General features: G+C 70.3%; 17 protein-coding genes. 4 read left to right on the top strand and 13 right to left on the bottom strand.

Annotated features, from left to right (window positions below; genetic code table 11):
* Nucleotides 1-171 precede the first annotated feature (171 nt).
* Nucleotides 172-1,119 (bottom strand): gamma carbonic anhydrase family protein, encoded by a 948-nt coding sequence (locus MYSTI_RS38320; RefSeq protein ID WP_015353246.1) that lies wholly within the window; start codon nucleotides 1,117-1,119, stop codon nucleotides 172-174.
* Between the two features lie 365 nt (nucleotides 1,120-1,484).
* On the opposite strand from MYSTI_RS38320, the gene MYSTI_RS38315 reads away from it, so the two are divergent.
* Entirely contained in the window at nucleotides 1,485-2,903 is a 1,419-nt protein-coding gene (locus MYSTI_RS38315) for an MATE family efflux transporter (protein ID WP_015353245.1), read from the top strand.
* Nucleotide 2,904: 1 nt separating this feature from the next.
* Here the strand turns inward: MYSTI_RS38315 and MYSTI_RS38310 are convergent, their stop codons facing one another.
* The 7 genes from MYSTI_RS38310 to MYSTI_RS38280 all read right to left on the bottom strand — a co-directional run bounded on the left by MYSTI_RS38310 (nucleotide 2,905) and on the right by MYSTI_RS38280 (nucleotide 10,602).
* Entirely contained in the window at nucleotides 2,905-3,324 is a 420-nt protein-coding gene (locus MYSTI_RS38310) for a VOC family protein (protein ID WP_015353244.1), read from the bottom strand.
* Between the two features lie 73 nt (nucleotides 3,325-3,397).
* Nucleotides 3,398-3,808 (bottom strand): hypothetical protein, encoded by a 411-nt coding sequence (locus MYSTI_RS38305; RefSeq protein WP_015353243.1) that lies wholly within the window; start codon nucleotides 3,806-3,808, stop codon nucleotides 3,398-3,400.
* 70 nt (nucleotides 3,809-3,878) lie between these two features.
* A complete protein-coding gene (locus MYSTI_RS38300) occupies nucleotides 3,879-4,913 on the bottom strand; it encodes an ABC transporter ATP-binding protein (protein WP_015353242.1) in 1,035 nt (344 codons plus the stop codon).
* Nucleotides 4,913-6,577 carry an ABC transporter permease gene (locus MYSTI_RS38295; RefSeq protein ID WP_015353241.1) on the bottom strand — a complete coding sequence of 555 codons (1,665 nt, stop codon included), beginning with the start codon at nucleotides 6,575-6,577 and terminating at the stop codon, nucleotides 4,913-4,915. The genes MYSTI_RS38300 and MYSTI_RS38295 overlap by 1 nt, the downstream gene beginning before the upstream one ends.
* Nucleotides 6,574-7,620 carry an ABC transporter substrate-binding protein gene (locus MYSTI_RS38290; RefSeq protein ID WP_015353240.1) on the bottom strand — a complete coding sequence of 349 codons (1,047 nt, stop codon included), beginning with the start codon at nucleotides 7,618-7,620 and terminating at the stop codon, nucleotides 6,574-6,576. The genes MYSTI_RS38295 and MYSTI_RS38290 overlap by 4 nt, the downstream gene beginning before the upstream one ends.
* A gap of 86 nt (nucleotides 7,621-7,706) precedes the next feature.
* The gene (locus MYSTI_RS38285) at nucleotides 7,707-9,023 is read right to left on the bottom strand and encodes an SO2930 family diheme c-type cytochrome (RefSeq protein WP_015353239.1); all 1,317 of its coding nucleotides are present in this window, start codon (nucleotides 9,021-9,023) and stop codon (nucleotides 7,707-7,709) included.
* A gap of 25 nt (nucleotides 9,024-9,048) precedes the next feature.
* Entirely contained in the window at nucleotides 9,049-10,602 is a 1,554-nt protein-coding gene (locus MYSTI_RS38280) for a parallel beta-helix domain-containing protein (RefSeq protein WP_015353238.1), read from the bottom strand.
* A 650-nt stretch (nucleotides 10,603-11,252) separates the two neighbouring features.
* On the opposite strand from MYSTI_RS38280, the gene MYSTI_RS38275 reads away from it, so the two are divergent.
* Both MYSTI_RS38275 and MYSTI_RS38270 read left to right on the top strand, forming a co-directional pair.
* On the top strand, nucleotides 11,253-12,002 hold the full coding sequence (locus MYSTI_RS38275) for an FKBP-type peptidyl-prolyl cis-trans isomerase (RefSeq protein WP_044282589.1): 750 nt from the start codon (nucleotides 11,253-11,255) through the stop codon (nucleotides 12,000-12,002).
* An 86-nt stretch (nucleotides 12,003-12,088) separates the two neighbouring features.
* Nucleotides 12,089-12,937 carry a dienelactone hydrolase family protein gene (locus MYSTI_RS38270; RefSeq protein ID WP_015353236.1) on the top strand — a complete coding sequence of 283 codons (849 nt, stop codon included), beginning with the start codon at nucleotides 12,089-12,091 and terminating at the stop codon, nucleotides 12,935-12,937.
* A 10-nt stretch (nucleotides 12,938-12,947) separates the two neighbouring features.
* Here MYSTI_RS38270 and MYSTI_RS38265 read toward each other — a convergent pair whose 3' ends face one another.
* The 4 genes from MYSTI_RS38265 to MYSTI_RS38250 all read right to left on the bottom strand — a co-directional run bounded on the left by MYSTI_RS38265 (nucleotide 12,948) and on the right by MYSTI_RS38250 (nucleotide 17,402).
* Complete coding sequence (locus MYSTI_RS38265; protein WP_015353235.1) at nucleotides 12,948-13,565, bottom strand: CAP domain-containing protein; 618 nt, start codon at nucleotides 13,563-13,565, stop codon at nucleotides 12,948-12,950.
* A gap of 87 nt (nucleotides 13,566-13,652) precedes the next feature.
* A complete protein-coding gene (locus MYSTI_RS38260) occupies nucleotides 13,653-14,345 on the bottom strand; it encodes a CAP domain-containing protein (RefSeq protein ID WP_015353234.1) in 693 nt (230 codons plus the stop codon).
* A gap of 22 nt (nucleotides 14,346-14,367) precedes the next feature.
* Entirely contained in the window at nucleotides 14,368-15,720 is a 1,353-nt protein-coding gene (locus tag MYSTI_RS38255) for a DUF1552 domain-containing protein (RefSeq protein ID WP_015353233.1), read from the bottom strand.
* Nucleotides 15,717-17,402: a DUF1592 domain-containing protein gene (locus MYSTI_RS38250; protein WP_015353232.1), complete on the bottom strand. Its 1,686-nt coding sequence runs from the start codon at nucleotides 17,400-17,402 to the stop codon at nucleotides 15,717-15,719. The genes MYSTI_RS38255 and MYSTI_RS38250 overlap by 4 nt, the downstream gene beginning before the upstream one ends.
* Before the next feature lie 272 nt (nucleotides 17,403-17,674).
* On the opposite strand from MYSTI_RS38250, the gene MYSTI_RS38245 reads away from it, so the two are divergent.
* A complete protein-coding gene (locus tag MYSTI_RS38245) occupies nucleotides 17,675-19,489 on the top strand; it encodes a R3H domain-containing nucleic acid-binding protein (RefSeq protein ID WP_015353231.1) in 1,815 nt (604 codons plus the stop codon).
* A 57-nt stretch (nucleotides 19,490-19,546) separates the two neighbouring features.
* Here MYSTI_RS38245 and MYSTI_RS38240 read toward each other — a convergent pair whose 3' ends face one another.
* Nucleotides 19,547-21,637, bottom strand: coding sequence for a M3 family metallopeptidase (locus MYSTI_RS38240; protein ID WP_233278093.1), 2,091 nt, complete (start codon nucleotides 21,635-21,637; stop codon nucleotides 19,547-19,549).
* Nucleotides 21,638-21,855: the final 218 nt, after the last annotated feature.

The following is a 21,855-nucleotide window of genomic DNA, read 5'->3' as shown; positions in this document are numbered from 1 at the left end:
GGCGCGGGCTCCGCGCGGCTCGGGGCCAGGCAAGCAGGCTCCGCCGCGGGGCTCCCCGCTCCCCTCACGATTTGGACGGAGGGGCTCGCTGGCACGAGTGGCCCCCCCGGACAGCGTGCGGCCCGTCGGGGCCTCGCGCGATGTCCGGGCGGGGGCTCGGGGACACCGGGCCTAGCTCACCCGGCGGAGCTCCGGCAGGTCCTCCGGCCGCAGCGACCAGGGAGGCACGGGCGGCAGCGACGCGAGGAAGCCCGTCTGCACCGCGGGGAAGCCATCCACCTGCGCGGCATCCGGGAACAGCGTCCCCGCGCGCACCATGCTGCCCGCGCCCACGACACAGCCCCGCCCCAGGCGGCTCCGGTCGCAGAGGATGGCGCCGGGCTCCACCACCGTGTTCGCGCCCACGAAGCAGCCGTGCACCACGCAGCCCGGCCCCATGAGGACACCGTCCTCCAACACCAGACTGCCACCCAGTTGCAGGTGAATCACGGTGTTGGCGTGGATGCGCACGCCCGCGCCGATGCGCAGCGGCACGTGCGACTCCCCGACGATTCTCACCCCCGGGCCGATGATGGAGCCCGGGCCGATGATGACGTCGCCCGTCACCTCGCAGGAGGAGAAGAGCGTGGCGGTGGGGTGGACCAGCGGATGCTTGTCTCGGAAGGAATAGAGCTGTCCCATGGGTGCGTCCTCGGCGCGGTCTTTCGCGAAGAAGGGGGTGAGAGGTTGCTCGGGCAGCGAGAGGCTGCCGCCGCGAGTCATGCGCAGTCGCTCCAGGTCGCCTGTGTCGACCCGGCGCACGACGCGGGCGGGGCGGCCCACCACGACGGAATCCGAGGGGACCCACATGCCAGGGGGCACCAGCGCCCCCTCGCTCACCAGGCAGCGGTCGCCCAACTGGCTGCCTGGCATGAGGATGGCTCCTGCGCCGACCTCGCACAGATGGCCTGTCGTGGCACCCAGGAGCAGGCTCCGAGGGCCCAGGGAGGTCTTCTCCCCCACCGTGACAGGGTTTCGGGCCGTGCCGACGACGGTGGCGTTCTCACGCACCGCGCTGCCCGCACCCAGTTGGACGGAACCGTCTGGAGAGCACACCACCGCGCCTTGGGCGAGGTGCACCCCCGGTCCCAGATGCACGCGTCCCAGTACGCGCGCACTGCTGGCCAGACGGAAGTGTGAGACGCCCCGGCTGGGTTCGGGCGGGGCTGATACATGTGAAAGCGTGTCACCATGAGTGCGCGCACGCTACACCCCACGATGATTCAGCAGGACGGTCCGACGGAGTGGGATGGGTGTTCGAGGTAGGACGGTATGGGTGGGTGGCGTCCTGCCGCAGGGCGAGAACATGCCTGTCAGGCCGCCTGATGGGGGGCCTCCAGGGTGGGGCGGCGAGTCAGGCGGCGCGGAACGGAGTCGTCCCTGGACGCGGTCGCGCCTTCCTGCCAGAAGGTCCCCGATTCGGGGGGCGGCCTGGAGGCGGGACAATGTCTGACGTGGGAGTGCCCTCGGATGGGCGCGCGATGAGTTTCTGGGCCTCACTCAAGGAAGCCATGCATGGCACGGAGCGGGACCTCACCGCGCTCCCGGTGAAGCGCGCCATCTTCCTGCTCGCGGTCCCCATGGTGCTGGAGATGGTGATGGAGTCCATCTTCGCCGTGGTGGACGTCTTCTTCGTGGGCCGTCTGGGGGCTGACGCCGTCGCCACGGTGGGGCTGACGGAGTCGCTGCTCACCATCATCTACGCGGCGGCCATGGGCCTGAGCATCGGCGCCACGGCGATGGTGTCGCGTCGCATCGGTGAGAAGGACCCGGAGCGGGCGGCGCGCACGGCGGTGCAAGCCATTGGGCTGGGCGTGCTCCTGGCGATTCCCATCTCGGCCGCGGGCGTCGTCTTCGCCCGGCCGCTGATGTCGCTGATGGGCGGCTCGCCGTGGGTGCTGGAGCACGGCGTGCGCTACACGCAGGTGATGCTGGGCGGCATGGCGAGCGTGTTCCTGCTGTTCCTCATCAACGCCATCTTCCGGGGTGCGGGCGACGCGGCCATCGCCATGCGGGTGCTGTGGCTGGCCAACGCCATCAACATCGTCCTGGCGCCCATGCTCATCTTCGGCGTGGGGCCCTTCCCGGAGCTGGGCGTCATGGGCGCCGCGGTGGCGACGACGTTCGGCCGGACGTGCGGCGTGGTGTATCAGCTCTACCGTCTGGCGCGAGGCAGCGGCCGGCTCCAGATCCGGCGCGAGCACGTGCGGCTGGAGGCGGGGACGATGTTGTCCATGCTGAAGCTGTCGGGCGCGGGCACGGCGCAGGCGCTGGTGAACACCACCAGCTGGGTGATGCTGGCGCGCATCGTCGCGACGTTCGGCAGCGCGGCGGTGGCGGGCTACACCATCGCGATGCGCATCGTCCTCTTCGCGCTGCTGCCCTCGTGGGGACTCGCCAACGCGGCGGCCACCATGGTGGGGCAGAGCCTGGGGGCGCAGGACCCGGCGCGCGGTGAGCGCGCGGTGTGGACGGCGGGCCGCATCAACGCCATCTTCCTGGGCTCGCTGGGCCTGCTGTTCGTCCTCTTCGCGGACCCGCTGGTGGGCACCTTCTCCACGGACGCGGCGGTGGTGGACCACGCGTCGCACGCGCTGCGCATCATCAGCGGAGGCTTCCTCTTCTACGCGTTCGGCATGGTGTTGACGCAGTCCTTCAACGGGGCGGGCGACACGGCCACGCCCACGTTCATCAACATCTTCTGCTTCTGGCTCCTGGAGCTGCCGCTCGCGTGGGTGCTGTCGGGGCCCGCGGGCATGGGGCCCTCGGGCGTGTTCCTGGCGCTCTCGGTGGCTTTCTCGATGGTGGCCATCATCTCCGCCATCCTGTTCCGCCGAGGCGCCTGGAAGCTCCGGAAGGTGTAGCTCAGGCGCCGTGCGAGCCACCCATCGAGGTGTCCCAGAAGGACGCCTCGATTTTGTGGCCGTCCAGGTCCTTCACGAAGCAGCCGTAGTACGGCTCGCCGTACAGCGGACGAGGGCCCGGGGCGCCGTCGTTGGTGGCGCCCGCCGCGAGCGCGGCCTCGTGGAAGGCATGCACCGCCTGCTTCGAGTGGGCGATGAAGCCGAAGTGCGTGCCATTGCCCACGTTGGCGCGCGAGCCGTCGAGCGGCGTCTGCACCCAGAACTCGGGGAACTGCTTGCCGTAGGCGACGGCGTGGGGGAACTCCAGCACGCGGCCGTAGCCGAGCGTGGCCATCACCCGGTCATAGAAGGCCACGGCGCGCGCGAAGTCGTTCGTGCCGATGGAGACGTGAGAGAGGATGCTCGGGTTGTTGTCGCTCATGGGTCCTCGGGAAGGAAGAGGGCCCTGGCTTAACGCGGACCGGGTGTCCCGCGCGTGCTGAAATCACGCGCCCTCAAGGGCAGTGAGGGCAGGACGGACTGCCGGGGTTGTCTGTCTGGAACCGGGTGTAGGCGCGGCAGTTCTCGTCGCGCCTCGACGTGTTGCCCTGGCAGCCGTACTGGTACGCGGCCCCGCAGAGCGTCGCGGCGAGGTCCGGGGACGACGGGCCCTTGTAGGGCTGGGTGCAGGAGCCCGAGGCGCCACACTCGGCGGGGTCGTCCCTCAGCTCCTGGTACTCGCACGAGCCGCCTTCTCCGTTGAGGGAGCAGGTGCTGTCGCCCGGGCACCACTTGCACGCCAGGTCCACGTACGCGCTCGTGCAGGCGCCGCACGTGGTCAGCTCGGTGCAGGCGTCCTCCTCGGCGCAGGCGGAGAGGCCCAGCGTCAGCAGGGCGAGGGTGAGCAAGGACAGGGAGCGAGACACGGTGACTCCAGAAGCCGGGGGGACAGGGGATTGTCGTCGGAGCCCCGTCACCCGGGCAACGTCCTGTTGCTCATCCCCGGGGAAAGAGGCGCGCCTTGCGGATGCGGACCTGGAGGGACTGCCCGGGGCGCACGTCCAGGGGCGGCGCCACCACGCGCAGGAGGGTGCCGTCGACGGGGAAGCGGTACTCGGCCGCGGAGCCCAGGAACAGGCGCGCGGAGAGGGGCAGCGGTGTGCCGAGCTCTCCCAGCTCCAGGTCCTCGGGGCGGACCACCAGCGTGGCGGGGCCGGGGGGCCCGAGGGTGTCCGGGGGCAGGGGGAACACTCCGCCGCCGTGGGAGGTGTGGAACGCGCCGGCGCGCACCTCGCCCGTGAGGATGTTGGCGCCTCCGACGAAGCCCGCGACGAAGGGCGTCGCTGGCTCGCGGTAGAGCGTCTCGGGGGTGGCGACCTGCTCCAGGACACCTTGGTTCATCACCGCGATGCGGTCCGACAGCGCGAGCGCCTCGCCTTGGTCGTGGGTGACGAAGACGAGGGTGGTGCCCAGTCGCGCCCGCAGGGTGGCGATCTCCGCGCGCAGCTCTTCTCGCAGCGCCGCGTCCAGGTTGGAGAGGGGCTCGTCGAGAAGCAGCACGCGAGGCCCCGCGACCAGGGCTCGCGCGAGGGCGACGCGCTGGAGCTGTCCACCTGAGAGCTCGTGGGGCTTGCGTGTCGCGAGCTGCTCCAGTCGGACCCAGCGAAGGGCCTCGCTGACCTTGGCGGCGAGCACTGCCTTGGGCATACGGCGCAGCGTCAGCGGATAGGCGACGTTCTCCTCCACGGTGCGGTGGGGCCACACGGCATAGCCCTGGAACACCATGCCCAGGCCGCGCCGCTCGGGAGGCACGCGCACGCCGGGCCCGGCCACCACTTCGCCGCCGAGGCGGAGGACTCCCGCGTCGGGATGCTCCAGCCCCGCGAGCATGCGCAGCGTGGTCGTCTTCCCGCAGCCGGAGGGGCCCAGCAACGAGACGAGCTCGCCCTCCTGGACCTCGAGGCTCAGGCCCCGCACCACGGGCGTGGCGCCGTAGGACTTGAACACGCCCTCCAGCGAGATGGCCGCCATCACCGCGCCTCCGTCGTGCGTCGGGACACCAGCGCGAGCACCACCTGTCCCGACACCACCAGCATCACGAACGCACAGGCCAGCACGGCCGCGGCCGCCGGGTCCGCGTAGCTCTGCAAGTCGAAGAGCAGCTTGCCCAGGACCTCCGAGCCCGCGGGCACCAGCAGCACGGACATGGTGATTTCCGTCGCGCACGAGAGGAACGCCAGGATGAAGGCCACCGTGAGCGCCGGCCGCAGGAGCGGCAGCGGCACGTCGAGGAACGCGCGCAGGGGACTCGCCCCGCTGACCCGCGCCGCTTCCGTCAGCGATGGGTCCAGCTGCGCCAGCGCCTCCGCGCTGTTGCGAGTCCCCAGCGCCAGGTACTTCGCCGCATAGGCCACCAGCAGCAGCCACGGCGTATGCGCCATCGCCAGCACGAAGGCCACCTGGTCCAACAAGATGAAGCGCCAGTCTCGGGAGAACGCGAGCAGGAGCGCCAACGCCAGCACCGTGCCCGGCACGGCATAGGGCCACACGGCCAGCGCCTCCACACCCGCCCCGAGCCGCCGGAACCCTCGCTGGAGCATCGCCGCCGCCAACCCGAAGCCACACACCAGCACTCCCGCCCCCGCCGCGAGCAGCAGGCTGAGCCCCGTGGCCCTCAGCGTGCGAGGCTGCGTCAACACCTGGGCCCAATGCGAGAGCGTCAATTCCTCCCACGCGAGCCGCGCCCCGAAGCCTCGCTGGAGCGACGTGAGCAGGATGGCGCCCAAGGGCAGCAGCACCAGCACCAGGCACACGCTCGAGACCCCCACGGTGGCCATCGTCCGCGCACGGCCCAGCGCGAGCGGCCGCGAGGCCAGCCCCTTGCCCGCGCTCAACCTCACGCGACCGGAGCGCCCCAGCGCCCACGTCACCAGCAGCGACAGCGGCGTCAGCGCCAGCAGCACGAGCGCGAGCGCACACGCCCGTCCCAGCCCCTCATCCCCTTGCAGCACCAGCTCGTAGATGCGCGTGGTGAGCACCCGCGTCGGAGGTGTCGCGGACACGCCCAGCAGATACGGCACCCCGAAGGACGACGCCGCCATGAGGAACACCATCACCGCGCCGGACAGGAGCGACGGGAGCACCAGCGGCACCGTCGTCGTCAGCAGCGCCCTCATCGGTGAAGCACCACACACGCGCGCCGCTTCCTCCAGCGCCGGGTCCATCCTGCGCAGCGCCGCCGCGCCTGCGAGCAGCACCAGCGGCAAGCCCGACAGCCCCTCGACGAAGGCGATGCCCACGGGCCCATGGATGTCGAGGGTCCCTTCCCCCCACAGCCGGTTGAGATAGCCCGCGCGAGGACTGGCCAATGACAACCAACCCATGCCCCAGATGAACGCGGGGATGGCGGAGGGCAGGGTGAACAGGACGGTGAAGACCCCTCGCAGCGGCAGGTCCGTGCGGAACAGCAGCAGCGACAGCGGCGCCCCCAACGCGAGCGCGAGCAGCGCGGCCCCTCCCGAGATGACCAGCGTGTTCCCCAGCGCCCCCAGCTCCGAGGCCAGCCCCGCCCTCCCCAGCTCACCCGGCGCCACCGCGCCGCGCGAGAGCAACATCACCACCGGCCCCACGGCGAACACGGCCACCGGCACCAGCCACGCGGCCAATCCCAGCCATCGCGCCCCGGGCGTGCTCATTTCGAGAAGGCCCGCGAGAAGGACTCCTTGAGCGCGCCACCCCCCACCAGTCCGTGCCGCAGCAACTCCGGCGTCCACGGCTGCGTGCGCTGGAGCAACACCTCCACGCCGGGCTCCCCTCGAGGCCCCGCGAGCCGAGGGTCCACCGCGTGCATGTCTCCCTGCTCGACGATGAGCCGCTGCCCCTCGGGAGACAGGAGCACGTCCACCACGGCCCGTGCCGCCACGGGATTGGGTGTCTTCGCGAGGAGCGCCACGGGGCCCGGAATGGTGACCGCGCCATCCGTGGGCCAGACCACCTGAATCCGACGGCCCTTCGCGCGCGCCGTCAGCGCGTTCTCCAGCAGCAGGACGCCCGCATCCGCTTCACCGCTCTCCACCTTCTGGAGCACCGCCGCGTTGCCCCCCGCGACGATGGCGCCCTGCTTGCGCAGCCCCGCGAAGTACCCCTCGCCGTGGCGGGCCTGGCAGAACACCGCCCAGGTGAAGGCCGTGCCCGAGGTCAGCGGGTCGCCGATGGCCACGCGCCCGCTCCACGTCCCATCCGCCAACGCCGCGAAGGACGTGGGCGGAGGAAGCGAGCCCTCGCGGTGCACCAGCACCATGGTGGACACGCGGATGGCGGCATACCGCGCATCCAAATCCAACAGCGCCCGAGGAACCCGCAGCACATGCGGAGAGGCATACGGCAGGAAGGTGCCCTCACGCGCGAGCCGCTCCACGAGGAACGGGTCCGACGTGGCGAGGAGGTCGGCGCGGATGGCGCCCGCGGCGCGCTCGGCCTCCAGGCGGCTGGCCACCTTCTCGCTGCCAGCCTGGTACCAGCGCACGGTGACGCCGGGCAGCTCCCGCTTCAGCAGCGGCTCCAGCGCGTCCAGCACGTGCTGGTACATGGACGTGTAGACCCAGACCTCGCCGGTGGGCGCGACTTCGGAGGCGGCGCGGGTGCCGGAGGACGGCGCGGCGGACTCGATGCGACACGAGGCGAGCACGGCCAGCGCCAGGGCGAGGCCAGTCCCCCGGACCAGCGCGGGAAGGGACATGCGCCGGGGATTATGCACGGAAATGAAAAGCCCCTTCCGTGCACGTGGGCACGAAAGGGGCTGTCTTGGCGTGGACGGACCGCTCGCTACTTGCAGCTTCGCGGCGGCATGGCGTCAATCCAGTCGGCGATGAGCTGGGCGCCCGCCTCGTGGCGCAGCGCCCGGCCAATCTCCGGCATCATCTTCCCGGAGACTTCCGTGTGCATCCGGAACCAGAGGATGGACGTGTCGTGGCTGCCGGGGACGATGTCGAACTCACCGCCCACGCCGCCACCGGCGGAGCCCGGGCGCTTGCAGTAGCCCAGGCTGAACTCATCCGTCGTCTTGATGTCCAGGAACAGCCGGCTGGTGATGCCGGGCTGCGCCTTGGGGTTGTGGCAGTGCGCGCAGTTGATATCCAGATAGGTGCGCGCCCGCTGCGTCAGGTCCGCCTCGCCCGCGTTGAAGGCATCCGGAGCGCGGGGAACCTGCGCCGCCGGCGGCAACCCCTCCAGCTTCCCGAGACTCGCCAGGTGCTGGAGCTGGTTGACGGGCTGGACGCCATAGGTGTGCTCGCGGTTGAGATACCGGGCCTTCACGCCAATGGGCAGCAGGTGCTGGTTGTCCTGCTCATCCACCACGTGATGGCACTTCTGGCACTGGTTGCGCTGCGGCACCAGGTAGTCGAGCTTCTTCGTCACGCCCTGCTCGTCGATGAACGAGAAGTCCTTGAACACCTTCCCGCCGCTGGCCAGCGTCGCCTCCGTCAGCGCGTCGTTCCAGACGTAGGGATACGCCACCCAGCCCACCGGCTGCGGCTGCCGCACCAGGACGCGCGTCTCCAACGGACGCACGTTCTTGGTCGGCTCACGGAAGTCCGCCGGGAAGGCGAACGTCTTGGTGATGATGGTGCCCACCGGCAGGTCCAGCACCGCGTCCGCCGAGTACAGCGCCGCCTTGCCCGCGGGGATGTACAGCGTGCGGGACTTGAGGGAGTAGTCGGAGAAGAGCGGCGTGGTCAGCTCATACGGGAGGTTGCCTTCCACGGGCTTGAAGTCGCCGCCCGCGGGAGTCCCCGTGAAGAGCCCGTAGCCCGACAGCTCGTTCGGAATCGTCACCGTCCCCGGAGGGGGGCCGGCATCCGTTCCCGCGTCGGAGCCCGCATCGGTCCCCGCGTCGCTTCCTCCGTCCTCAGGTCCCGCGTCAGTCCCCCCGTCGTCTCCAGCGTCGGTGCCTCCGTCCTCTCCAGGCCCAGAGTCACCCGCGTCCAGCCCGGCGTCGGGCGTGGAGGCATCTCCGGCATCACCCGCGTCGGGCGGGTCGATGATGTGGGTGTCGTCTTCATTCCCACCGGAGCAGGCGGCCACCGCCGCGGCGAGCAACACCGCGGCGAGGCCCAGGCGCGTCATGTACGGCGAACGCATGGTCGTGAGTCCTTGAAACGTCCGCTCAGGGGAGCTTCAGCGCGGGCGCGAAGCCCGAGCAGTTGAAGGGCGCGGCCCCCTGGTTGTAGCGCCGCGTCTCCGCCCAGGCACCGACGATGTCCGGCGTCGCCGCGGTGAGCTTCTTCTGCACGGCCTCCAGGTCCAGGTCCACCACCGACGCCTTCGCGCCGGCCGGCAGCGTGTTGTTGCTGAAGCAGAGGTTCATGCCGTTGGCCACGTTCTCGTTGCGCGGCGCCGGGTCGATGCCGTCCCACATCACGTGCTCCACCCGGTCCACGCCCGCGGCCGCCTTGCCGTACGCGTAGAGGTTGGAGATGAGGTAGCCCAGCGGACGCGTCGCCGGGTTCGTCTCGCCGCTGTCCACGTTCCCACCGCTGCCACCCAGGAAGGTGTTGTGGTGGATGGACACGTCCGACGTGGAGAAGTTGAAGAAGCCCGCGGACCACAGCACGGGGTTGGGCTCGATGGCGAGGCCGCTCAGCACCGCGATGTCCACCGTGTTGTTGTCGCCCCACGTGTTGCCCACGAACTCCACCCGGCGCGACGCCAGGATGAACGTGCCCGTCCCGGCCGGCACCTGGGACACGGTGCTGCTGCTGCCGGAGTCCGACGCGAAGTTCTTCCGGTTGTTGCCGGTGATGGTGTTCTTGGTGACGAGCACGTCCGTGCCCTGGATGGGGTTGCCCGGCAGGTCGAACACCACCAGACCCGTGGTGTTGTCGATGGCCGTGTTGCCCTCCACGAACGCGAACTTCGTGTTCTCGATTTCGATGCCCGCCACGTTCTGCTTCGCGATGTTCCGGCGAACAATCGCGTAGCGCGTCTGGCCCACGTAGATGCCCGCGTCCGACGCGTTGTAGGCCTCGCTGTCCTCCACGATGACGTAGCGCGACTTCACCGGGTAGATGCCGTACTTGCCGTTGGTCGGCAGGTTCGGCTGCGCCCACTCGGTGCGGATGCGCTGGATGAAGACGTTGCTGGAGTTCTCCACGCGCAGGCCGTCCTTCTGCGCGCCCCACAGCGCCATGTCGCGCAGCGTGAAGAGCTTGCCCACCACGTCCAGGCCGTTGGTGTTCGCGGCGGCGTTGGTGAAGTCCAGCACCGTGCTGGCCGCGCCACCGGTGGCCTCGCCCTTCGCGCCCCGGCCCGCGCCCTGGAAGGTGATGCCGTCCTGGCGGATGGTCACCGCGTTGTCGAAGTGGAAGGTGCCCGCCCCCAGGGTGATGGTGGTGCACGGCTTCAAGTCATTGACGGCGTTCTGGAGCTGCTGCTCCTGGCCGGGGGCGAAGCTCAGCGTGTGGGTCTCCTTGCCCGTGCACGTGAACTCCTGCGGCCAGACCGTCGGGCCCGCGTCGGGCGTGCCGGAGTCCGGCGTCCCCGAATCCGTGCCGGAGTCCGGCGGCCCCGCGTCCGGTGTCTCCTCGCCCGGGCCCTTGCTGGGGTTCGGGTCCGCGTACGGCCCGTCAGCGTCGTCATCCGAACAGGCGGGAATGGCGAGCAGGCTCATCAGGGAGACGAGCGCGACACGGGTCACGCGCGAAAGCGGCAGACGGTTCATCAGACTTCCTCCAGCAGTGGAGCGCACCTCCCCTTCTCACGGGGGGCAAGCGGAGCGATGCGCGGGATGCGCGAATCCTCCGTCTCATGACGCCCGACCTCAAGGGTTTGATGAGGAATTCGGCACCGCGCATATTCATGACGCGCTGCGATGCGTGTTGCGGAGTGATGCTTGTATTTCCCGAGCCAGGAGATGCGTGCGCGTGTTGCCCTGTTTCCCCTTTGAGCAGGGCTCATTTCTTCGTGGCACCTGGAGTACGCGCCAGCGGCCGGGTGAAACACTCATCGAAATAGACGCGGCGCATTACACAGCTGAGCTGGTGTTGAAAGACTGGCTATTGCGCCAGGGTTTCCGCGCGCGCCTTCAAGTCCTACCGGGGACGGAGGTGAGGCCATGGGAGGCGTTGCGCCCTCCGGTGTCGCGGGGGGCGGGGCCGCCTCCGGGACCTGGACCCCCGCCGAGACACCCCGGGTCCGGGCGATGAGGACGCTGAGTGGAGAAATATCCCGTCCAGGTGAAACAGGTGGTGCCGCCCCGTGTGGTGACGGGCAGATGTTCGGGGCTTTCTGTAGTAGGAAGTCGCCCCTCCAGGAATTGTGATGGGCAGCGGGTTTGCGGCCGCTGCAAGCAAGCCAAGGAAGGGCAAACACATGCGGAAGATGTGTCTTGTTGCGATGATGCTGAGCCTGGCGGCGTGCCAGCCTCAGGGGGCGAAGGACGGGGCCAGCGCGGCCGCTGCGGCCAACCCCCAGACGGATGAACAGAAGACGCTGTACGCGCTCGGCGTGACGCTGGGCCGGAACATCAGCATCTTCGACCTGACCCAGGAGGAGATGGCGTACGTCCAGGCGGGTCTCAACGCTCAGGTGAAGGGCGAGAAGTCCCTGGTGGAGATGGAGGCGTACGCGCCGAAGCTGTCGGAGCTGGCCCGGGCGCGCAGCACCCGCCGCGCGGAGAAGGAGAAGGAGAAGGCGAAGGCGTTCCTGGAGACCCAGGCCAAGGAGTCCGGCGCGGAGAAGACCGAGTCCGGCCTGGTCTACAAGGAGCTGACCCCGGGCACGGGTGAGTCCCCGAAGGCCACGGACATCGTGAAGGTCCACTACAAGGGCACGCTGGCCGACGGCACGGAGTTCGACAGCTCCTACAAGCGGGGCGAGCCCACGCAGTTCCCGCTCCAGGGCGTCATCAAGTGCTGGACGGAGGGCGTGCAGAAGATGAAGGTCGGCGGCAAGGCCAAGCTGGTGTGCCCGTCCGACATCGCCTACGGCGACCGCGGCGCGCCCCCGAACATCCCGGGCGGTGCGGCCCTGGTGTTCGAGGTGGAGCTGCTGGAGATCGTCAAGCCGCCGGAGGCCCCGCCGGCGCCGGCGATGCCGCCTTCCGCCGAGCAGAAGAAGTAGTCTCCCGGCTCCAACGAGCAGGGGTGATACGAGGGCTGGCCGGGGAATCCCCTGCCGGCCCTCTTGTTTTCGCGCTGGGACTCGCCATGAAGACCTCCCTCCCCCGCCGGGTGTTGCTGTTGGGCTCGCTGCTGCTGCTGGGCGGCTGCATGCGGGGAGGCGTCCCGCGCGAGGTGCTGCGGGGCCCGTCTCCCACGGGCGCCATCACCGAGGAGGAGTTCAAGGCCCTGCACACCTCGCCCGCCCAGGCGCCGGCCGTGCCCCAGGGGCAGGAGGTGGAGGTGGGCGGGATGAAGGCGTACCTGAGCCTCCCGGAGCACGCGAAGGCGCCCTTGCCCGCGGTGCTCGTCATCCATGAGCAGTGGGGGCTCGACGCGCACATCCGCCACTGGGTGGACCGGCTGGCGGCCAACGGGTACGCGGCGCTGGCGGTGGACCTGTACGACGGCAAGGTGCCCACCACGGCGGTGCAGGCGCTCGCGCTGTCGCGGAAGCTGGACCCGGCGCGGACGACGCAGGCGCTGAAGGCGGCGCATGTGTTCCTCCAGGAGGATGCCCGCGTGCGCGCCACCCGCACGGGGGTGTTGGGGTGGAGCGTGGGCGGGGGCTGGTCGCTCAAGGCCGCCATGGAGATTCCGGAGCTGGACGCGGCGGTGCTCTACTACGCCAACCCCGTGGTGACGGACGTGGAGGCGCTGGCCACCATCCGCGCGTCCGTGCTGGGCATCATCGCCGCGCGCGACGAGGTGATTCGCCGCGAGGACTCCTGGGTGCTCCGCGACGCGCTGGATGGCGCGGGCGTGCGCCACCGCGTCGTGGAGCTGGAGGGCGCGCACGGCTTCGCGAACCCGACGGCCCCGGGCTACGACGAGCGCTCGGCGGCCATGGCCTGGGCGGAGACGTCGATGTTCTTCGAGCACCACCTGCGGCGCTGAAGCGGATGGCTCAGTAGGGCCGCTCGCCGACGTAGTTGCCCGGCGGCGCGTAGTTGCAGACCCAGAGCTGCCACGTGGGCCACTGCGCGCCCCAGGGTGAGTTCTTCGTGCAGACCTGCGTGGCGCAGCCGATGCGCTTCGTGTTCCGCCACACGATTTGCGTGTAGTGGCCACACATCTTGTTCTGCGCGCAGGCGTTGGTGGCGTAGGTGTAGTCGTTGATTTCGCTGCTCCAGCCCTCCACCACGGCGCGGGTGGTCTTGGAGTCGGGGGTGGCGGCGTAGAGGTTCTCGCCCAGGTTGCCCCTGTCGGTGTTGTGCTTGAACTCGCACTTCGCCGCATAGGCCTTCGCGACGTTCTCCGCGTTCGTGTCCCACGTCACCGGCGTCAGCGCGGGGCTGGGCACGGGCTTCGCGGCGGCGCGCGTGGCGTTGTGTCCGTCCAGCATGTCCCGCGCGAACTGCGACAACGACTCGCCGCCGTCGGGCGTGCCGGTGCCTCCGTCGGGGATGCCCGCATCACCCGAGGGCGGGTCCTCTTCGGGCGAGTCCCCCGAGTCGCAACCCGTGGAGAGCCACGGCACGAGGAGACCCAGGGCGAGCAGCTGTCGGACGAAGGAGCGGTTCATGTCGCGGATTATCAGCCGCCGCTCCCGCTCCCGAAAGGGTGTGCGCCTCACCCACCCGGTGCGGGAGCTGCCCCACGCTGGTGTGGCTCAGTACGGTCGCTGTCCGACGAAGTTTCCGGGCGGCGTGTAGTTGCACACCCAGAGCTGCCACGTGGGGAAGGACGCCCCGAAGGGCGAGTTCTTCTTGCACAGCACCGTCGCGCAGCCGACGCCCGTCGTCTTGCGCCACACCACCTGCGTGTAGTGCCCGCACACCTTGCCCTTCCTGCAGGTGTTGCGAGTGTGGTCGTAGTCGCTGGCCTCATCCGCCCAGCTCTTCACCACCTGGGCCGTGCCCCACATGTCCGGCGTGGCGGCGGCCAGGTTCTCTCCCAGGTCACCTCGGTTCGGGTTGTGCTCGAACTTGCACGCCTTGGCCCAGGACGCGGCCTGTCGCGCGGCCGCGTCGGACCAGACCAGCGGGGGCAGGGGCGGCTTGGGCGTGGGCCTCGCCTCCCGGCGCGCTTCGTTGTGCGCCTGCACCATCTCGAGCGCGAAGTCCTTGGCGGAGGAGGCAGGGGCGGCGCGAGGCTCGGGAGGCGCGGCGCGCGCCGGAGTCGGAGCGCGCTGCGCGGAGGCGGTGGTTGAGCGTTGGGACGAAGGGGCGGGCTTGCGTTGAGCCGACTTCGAGGGAGAGACACAGCCCAGGGGAAGAACGAGGAGGACGAGCAGCGGCGTGCGAAGCGCGACGGAAGGCAAACGCATGCCCGCGATGATGCGACAGGACGCCCACGCGCGCATGCCCGCCTGTCGAGGTCGGCCCCTACCCACCGACGAGGAGCCCGGAGAGCTCCCGGGTGCCATCCGCACCGAACGTGTTGACGTTGGGGACGCCCATGGCCCGCATCAGCGAGATGTAGAGGTTCGCGATGGGGACCCCGGGCGCGCGCAGGTGGCGGTCCGTGACCAGGGCGCCGCCGCCCTTGCCCGAGAGCAGCACGGGCAGGTTCTTGTGGATGTGCCCGTTGCCGTCCTCGATTTCGCTCGTGAAGTAGACCAACGCGTTGTCGAGCAGCGGCACGCCCTGCCCATCCTTCACTTCCTTCAGGCGACGCACGAGGTAGGCGTACTGCTCCACCTCCCAGCGGTCGATGCGCGCGAGCGCGTCGAAGTTGGACTGGACGTGCTGGTGGTGGGAGTACGCGTGGTGTCCGCCGCTGAGGCCCAGGAAGCCATACACCTTGTTGCTGCGCGCGTTGGCCAGCATGAAGGTCACCACGCGGGTGAGGTCGCATTGGAAGGCGAGGACGATGAGGTCCATCATCGCCTTCGTCTTGGCGCGAGGGTCCTCATCGCTTCCCGGCGCGGTGGGGGTCCCGCACGCGGAGGTGGGGACCCCCATGGCATCCACCTGCTTCTCCAGGTCCCGGACGCTGGTGAAGTACTCGTCGAGCTTGCGCCGGTCCGTCGTGCCCAGCTTCCGCTGGAGCCCGGTGGCGTCCTCCCGGACGGAGTCGATGATGCTCAGGCCGTAGGCGCGGCGCCTGGCGGCCTGGGCCTGCGTCTCCCCGGAGTGGGTGCCGCCGAAGAGCCGGTCGAAGACGGCCTGGGGCACCACTTCCTTGGCCATGGGCGTGTGCGGCCCCGCCCAGGCGATGTTGTTCGCGTAGGGGCACGCGTAGCCGGAGTCGCAGTTGCCGATGCCTCGGCCCGCGTCGATGCCCAGCTCCAGCGAGGCGAAGCGCGTGGCCTTCTGCCGGGCCAGGTGGTTGGCGATGACCTGGTCCATGGAGATGCCCGCGCGCAGGTCGGTGCCCTCCGTCTTGAAGGCCTTGGTGCAGGACAGCAGCGCGGCGGTGCCCGCGGCGTGGTGGCCGTCTCCATCCGGCCGGCCCGCGTCGTTGGCGAGCCCGCTGATGACGAGCACGTCGCTCTTCACCGGGGCGAGCGGCTGGAGCGTCGGCGTCAATTCCCAGGCCGCGCCCGTGCCGGTGGGGGTCCACTTGGGCATGTGGATGCCATTGGGCACGTAGAACACAGCCAGGCGCTTGGGCGAGGGCGCGGGGGCCGCGGCTCGGGCGGTGCCGGGGAGCATCCGCTCCAGCCAGGGCAGCGCCAGGAGCGCGCCCGCGCCGCGCAGCACCGTGCGTCGGGAGAGGGAAGGCTTCCTGCTCATGGGGATGCTGCCTCCGTGTCACCTCGCCGGGAGGTGAAGTGGTCGCTGAGGACGATGGCGAGGATGTAGTCGCTGAGCCGTCCGCCCCGAGCCTCCGCCGAGGCCGCGATGAGCCGCACCGCGCACGCGTCCGCGTCGGAGGTGCCTCGGCCCAGCGCGTAGGTGAGCAGATGCTCGGTCATGCACTCGGGCAGCTTCGGGTCCGCCTTCACGAAGCGCCGCATGTCCGCGCCGCCGTTGAGGACGTTGCCGTCGGGCAGGTCTCCCGTCGCGTCCACGGGCGCGCCGCTGACCTCCTTCAGGCGCCAGCGGCCGATGGGGTCGTAGTTCTCCAGCGCGAGCCCCAACGGGTCCATCATCCGGTGACAGCCCTGGCACTGCGGCAGGCTGCGGTGCAGCGCCATGCGCTCCTTCATCGTCATGTCGGGATTCACCGGTGGCGGCAGCCCCTCCACGTTGGGCGGGGGCGGCGGAGGCGCCGAGCACAGCAGCTGCTCCAACACCCAGACGCCGCGCTGCACGGGCGAGGTGCGGTCGGAGTTGGACGTGACGGTGAGCAGCGAGCCATGGCCGAAGATGCCTCGGCGCTCGGGGTGCCCGGTCAGGTCCACGCGCTGGGGCGTGGTGCTCCCGGGCAGCGGCAGCCCGTAGTGCGCGGCGAGCGCGTCGTTCACGAAGGTGAAGGGCGCATCCAGCAGGTCCCTCAGCTTGTAGTCGCCGGTGAGGAACTCCTGGAAGACGAGCTCGGTCTCCTGGCGCATGGCCCTTCGCAGCGTGTCGTTGAAGGCGCCGTAGAGCGTGGGGTCCGGCTCCGCGGAGTCGAGCGCGCGGGTGAAGAGCCACTGTCCGGCGAAGTTGCTCACCAGGGCCTGGGCCTTCGGGTCCGCGAGCATCCGGCGCACCTGCGCCTCCAACTCCTGGGGCGTGCGCAGCTTGTCCTGCTCGGCGGCCTGGAGGAGCGCCTCGTCGGGCATGCTGCTCCAGAGGAAGTAGGAGAGGCGGCTGGCCAACTCGAACGCGCTGACCTTGTGGGGTGTCTTGGAGGCGGGCTCGGGGTCCGTCTCCACGCGGAAGAGGAAGTGCGGCGAGACGAGCACCGAGCGCAGGGCCAGCTTCACGCCCGCCTCGGGTGGGTCTCCGTGCTGCTTCGCGAGCGCGAGCGGACGCAGCAGCCGGTCCACCTCCTCGGCGGTGACGGGGCGGCGCCAGGCGCGGCGCGCGAAGCGGGAGAGGATGTCGCGTGCGCAGGGTTCGGGGGTGGTGGGGTCGAGCGCGCAGGTGCGCAGGGTGCCTCGTGTCCACGCGCTCTCGATGAGCGCTTCGGCGGCGGAGGCGTACTTCTCCATCAGCAAGGGGGACAGGCTGAGGACGTCCGCGTTGTTGTCGAAGCCATAGCCGTGGTCATCCACGGGGAACGCGCGCGCGGGGCGCGTGGTGTCGCCCAGGAGGTCGCGCACGGTGGCGTCGTATTCCGCGCGGTTGAGTCGGTGGAGGGTGACGCGGCCCGGGTCGGTGGAGGGGCTCTCGCAACCGGTGACCTGGACGGGCGGGTCGTCGCGGGGTGTGTCGGGCAGGACGCGCGCGGAGGGAGGCGAGTCACCCTTGCAGCCGGCGAGCAGCAGCAGGCAGCCCGTGCCCGCGAGCCCCAGCCAGCGCCTTCGTTCGTGAAGCCTGGAAGTCACCGCGTCCTCCCCCTTTCACTCCGCCGCTGGGGGGACGAAGCAAGACGCTCACCAACGCCGGGCGATGGACAGTGAACGGGGGGACTCCCTGGAGGCGAGTGGAACGGGTGCGGCGTGCCCTCGCGTGGGTGGTGCGAGGCTGCGGGGGTGAAGTCGCGTGCCTTGCGTGGGCAGGCCAGGTGGGAGCGAGAGGCCGAGCGTGAGGGAAAGGAAGCAGGTTGCGCGGAGGAGGCATGGAAGCGGCCTCGGGCCTCCGGTAGAGGAGGGGTGTCATGACCTCATCGCGTGTCGATGCCGCCGCTGCTGACGACTTCCGCCTCTGGGTGGAGGTGCTGCCGGAGGAGCTGCGAGCGGTGGTCCGGGCGCTTGCCCCCGAGCAGGTGCTGGAGGTGGTGCTGGACCTGGGGCGCGTGCCGGAGGCCCGGCTCGTGGACCGCGTGGTGACGCTGCGCGAGTCTCCCGTGGGACCGGAGGACCTGGCGCAGGTGATGGCGCAGGTGGGGCCTCCGGGAGAGGACAATCGGGCGGGCATCGAGCGGACGCTGCACCGGGTGTCCGCGATTCGGAACCGGCGAGGGCAGGTGGTGGGGTTGACGCTGCGGGTGGGGCGCGCGGTCTACGGCACCATCGACATGCTGAAGGACCTCATCGGCTCGGGGCGCAACGTGCTGCTGCTGGGGCGGCCGGGCGTGGGGAAGACGACGAAGCTGCGCGAGGTCGCGCGGGTGCTCGCGGATGACCTGGGCAAGCGGGTGATGGTCGTCGACACCTCGAACGAGATTGGCGGGGATGGGGACGTGCCGCACCCGGGCATCGGTGGGGCTCGGCGGATGCAGGTGTCGCGACCGGACCGTCAGCACGACGTGATGATTGAAGCGGTCGAGAACCACATGCCGGAGGCCATCATCGTCGACGAGATTGGCACGTCGGCGGAGGCCGCCGCGGCCCGGACGATTGCCGAGCGCGGTGTGCAGTTGGTGGCGACGGCGCACGGCAACACGCTGGAGAACCTGGTGCTGAACCCCACGCTCTCGGACCTGGTGGGCGGTGTCCACACGGTGACGCTGAGCGATGACGAGGCCCGGCGGCGGCGCACGCAGAAGACGGTGAGCGAGCGCAAGGCGCCGCCCACGTTCGACATCGTCGTGGAGATGGTGAACCGCGATGAGGTGCGCGTGCACGCCGACACGGCGGAGGCGGTGGACCGCTTGTTGGCTGGCAAGGAGGTGGGCGGTGAGCGGCGGTGGCGGGACCCGGCGTCGGGGCAGGTGGAGGTGGCCCCAGTCCCCGTGAGAAGCACACGGCCCGTGGCGACGGAGTCCAGGGGCGCCAGGGCGATGCGGTCCGTCGAGGGCGAGGACGCCACGGGAGCGGAGCCGGGGACACGCCTCGACATGGAGGTGCCCGTGACAGAGGCCCGCCGCGCGGGGGAACGGCCGCCTGTGCCCGTGGAGACCGTGGCACCGGCGGCTCCCGTGAGCGCGGCGAGCACCGCCGCGGAGCCTCGTGCGTCACGGTTCGGAGCGAGGCCCTCCTCCGAGGCCTCACCCGACGCGGCGCCCTCCGAGGACCTGCGCGGCCTCACCCGCATCTACGCGCACGCGGTGAGCCGGGACCTGTTGCAGAAGGTCTTGCGCGAGCTTCCCGTGGAGGCGCGGCTGGTGAGCCGGATGGAGTCCGCGGACCTGGTGGTGACGGTGCGCTCGAAGGCCAACGACCCGAGGATGCGGCGGGTGGTGGCGAAGACCGGCGCCCGGGTGGAGTCCGTGAAGCGCAGCAGCACGGCGGAGCTTCGCCGGGCGCTGAAGGGCTTCTTCAATGTGCTGGAAGGCGTGGATGAAGAGGAGGTCCGCGAGGCGGTGGCGGAGGCCGAGCACGCGGTCCAGCGCGCGCTGAGCGAGGGCATCTCCATCTCGCTGGCGCCGCGTCAGCCTCGGCTGCGCAAGCTCCAGCATCGCCTGGTGAGCCGCTATCCGCTGGAGGCCGTGAGCCACGGCAGCGAGCCCTCGCGGCACCTGGTCATCTACCCGCTGGGCGCGGAGGTGGAGGCGGCGCTCGCGAAGGAAGACGTCGAAGGCAGCGCGTGAACCAGGGAGCCCGTCGCGACCGCACGGCGGGCTCCCCGGGACAACCTTGGGTTGGGACTACTTCGCCTTCGCGGCGTCGACGTAGGCGCGGTACGCGTCGAAGCCGTAGTCGCGGCCGAGGAAGTCCTTCACCAGCTCCGCGGCGGGCTTGGCGCCACCGGGCTCCAGCACCGTGCGGCGGTACTTCATCGCCGTCTCACGGTCCAGGTAGCCGTGCTTCTGGAACTCCGTCTCCAGGTCCTTCGCGATGACGGAGGACCACAGGTACGTGTAGTACGCCGCCGAGTACCCATCCAGGTGCCCGAAGGCGAGCTCGAAGTGGGTGCCGGGACGGTACTCGTGCTTGAAGGGGCTGAGCTTCGTCTGCTGCTCCACCAGCGCCGCCGAGGTGTCGAAGCCCGGCTTGCGCGAGTAGTAGTCCAGGCTCACCGCGGACAGGAAGAGCTGCCGGCGCGCCCACAGGCCGATGCCGAACTCCTTCGACGTGCGCAGCTTCTCCACCAGCTCCGCGGGAATCGCCGCGTTCGTCTCGTGGTGCTTGGCGAACTCCTTGAGCACCTCGGGGCTGTTGGCCCACTGCTGGAGGAGCATGGACGGCGTCTCCACGAAGTCCCACTCCGTGCGGATGCCGCTGATGCCGCTCCACTGCTGCTTGCCGGAGAAGACGGCGTGCAGCAGGTGGCCGAACTCGTGGAAGAACGTCTCCACCTCGTCGTGGGTCATCAGCTCGCCGGGGCGCGCGAAGTTGCACACCAGGGTGCCTTCCGGGAGCCGCTTGCCGGCCTGGCCCTGCGCCAGGTCGAACTGCGCCGCGTGCTTGTACTTGTCATCGCGCGGGTGCATGTCCAGGTAGATGCGGCCCAGGAGCGTGTCGCCCTCGAGCACGTCGTAGGCCTCCACCTCGGAGTGCCAGACCTTGGCGTCCTCCGCGCGGCGGTAGGTGATGCCCCAGATGCGCGAGGTGATGTCCAGCACGCCGGCCTTCACCCGGCTGTACTCGAAGTAGGGACGCACCACCTGCGAGTCGAAGCCGAAGCGCTCCGCGCGCAGCCGGTCTTCGTAGTAGTCGTGGTCCCACGGCTCCAGCGTCTTGGCGTTGGGGACGTCCTTCTTCTTGCGCGCGAGCAGCTCGCCGAACTCCTGCTTCGCCCGCGCCTGCGTGGCCGTGGACAGCCGGTCGATGAAGTCCGCCGCCGCCTGCTGCGTGCGGGTCATCTTCGTCTCGGTGGTGTACGCCGCCCAGCTCGTGTAGCCCAGCAGCGTCGCCAGCTCGTGCCGCTTGGCGATGAGCTGCGCGAGCACCTCCTGGTTGCCGGGGAACGCGCGCTGCCGGTAGGTGCGCCACATCTTCTCGCGCGCCTTGGCGTCCTTCGCGTACGTCATGAAGGGGAAGTAGTCGGGGTAGTTGGTCGTGATGACCACCTTGCCGTCCTTCCCCGCGGGGTGCGCCTTCACGTAGTCCGCGGGCAGCCCGGCCAGCTCCTTCGCGGAGAAGGACTCCTGACGCACGCCCTCGGCGATGTTCTTGCCGAACTGCTGGCCCAGCTTGAGCAGCTCCTCGTTGAGGGCCTTCACCCGGGCGCGCGTGGCGTCGTCGCGGTCCACGCCGGCGCGGCGGAAGTCCAGCAGCGTGCGCTCCATCCAGTAGCGCGTCGGGCCGTCCGCCTGGGACAGGTCCACGGCGGAGAGGGCGTCATAGACGCCGCGGTCCTGGGAGATGTCCACGTTGGTGGCGTCCACGCGCTGCTCGCACTCGCGGGCGGCGTCGCGGAAGGGGGCCTGCGGGTGGACCTCGCGGGCCAGGCTCGCGCGGTTGGCCGAGGCGATGAGCGAGCCCATCGCTTCGTCATACGCGGCGAGCACGGCGGGGCCGTCCTTGCGGGCGTCCAGCTTCTTCAGCGCGGTGACTTGCGCCTGGGCCCGCTCGATGTCGGCGGTGCACGCGGCGGTGAACGTCTCCACCGTCCCCGAGAGCAGCTCGGAGGTGCGCGGCGCCGGGAGCGACTTGGGGGCCGGCGCGGCCTGGGCGGGAGGGGTGGGGGCGGGCGCTTGCTCGGCGGGAGTGGTCGGCTGGGTGGCCATGGTGCCACTCGTGCAGCCAGCCGCCGTCAGGGCCGCCGACAGGGTGAGCGCAGTCAGTCTCTTCAAGGGCAGTTTCCTCCGGGTCCAACGAAACGCCCGAGCGTCATGCCATATCCCGGCCTGCTTGGCTCGCTTGACCCCCGGCCTCCCGGGCGGATGATTCCAGGCGGAGTGTCCGCTTCCAGGATTTCTCCCAGGAGACACCGGGGCTCACCAGCGCCCGTGGTGACGCCCGGAGCGCGGGGGCACAGATTGGCGGCGGCCTTGGGGCATCGTGCGGCGGG

It is taken from the genome of Myxococcus stipitatus DSM 14675 (assembly GCF_000331735.1).
GTDB lineage: Bacteria > Myxococcota > Myxococcia > Myxococcales > Myxococcaceae > Myxococcus > Myxococcus stipitatus.
Note: the sequence above shows the minus strand (reverse complement) of the source record. Positions and strands in the feature narration are given on the sequence as shown.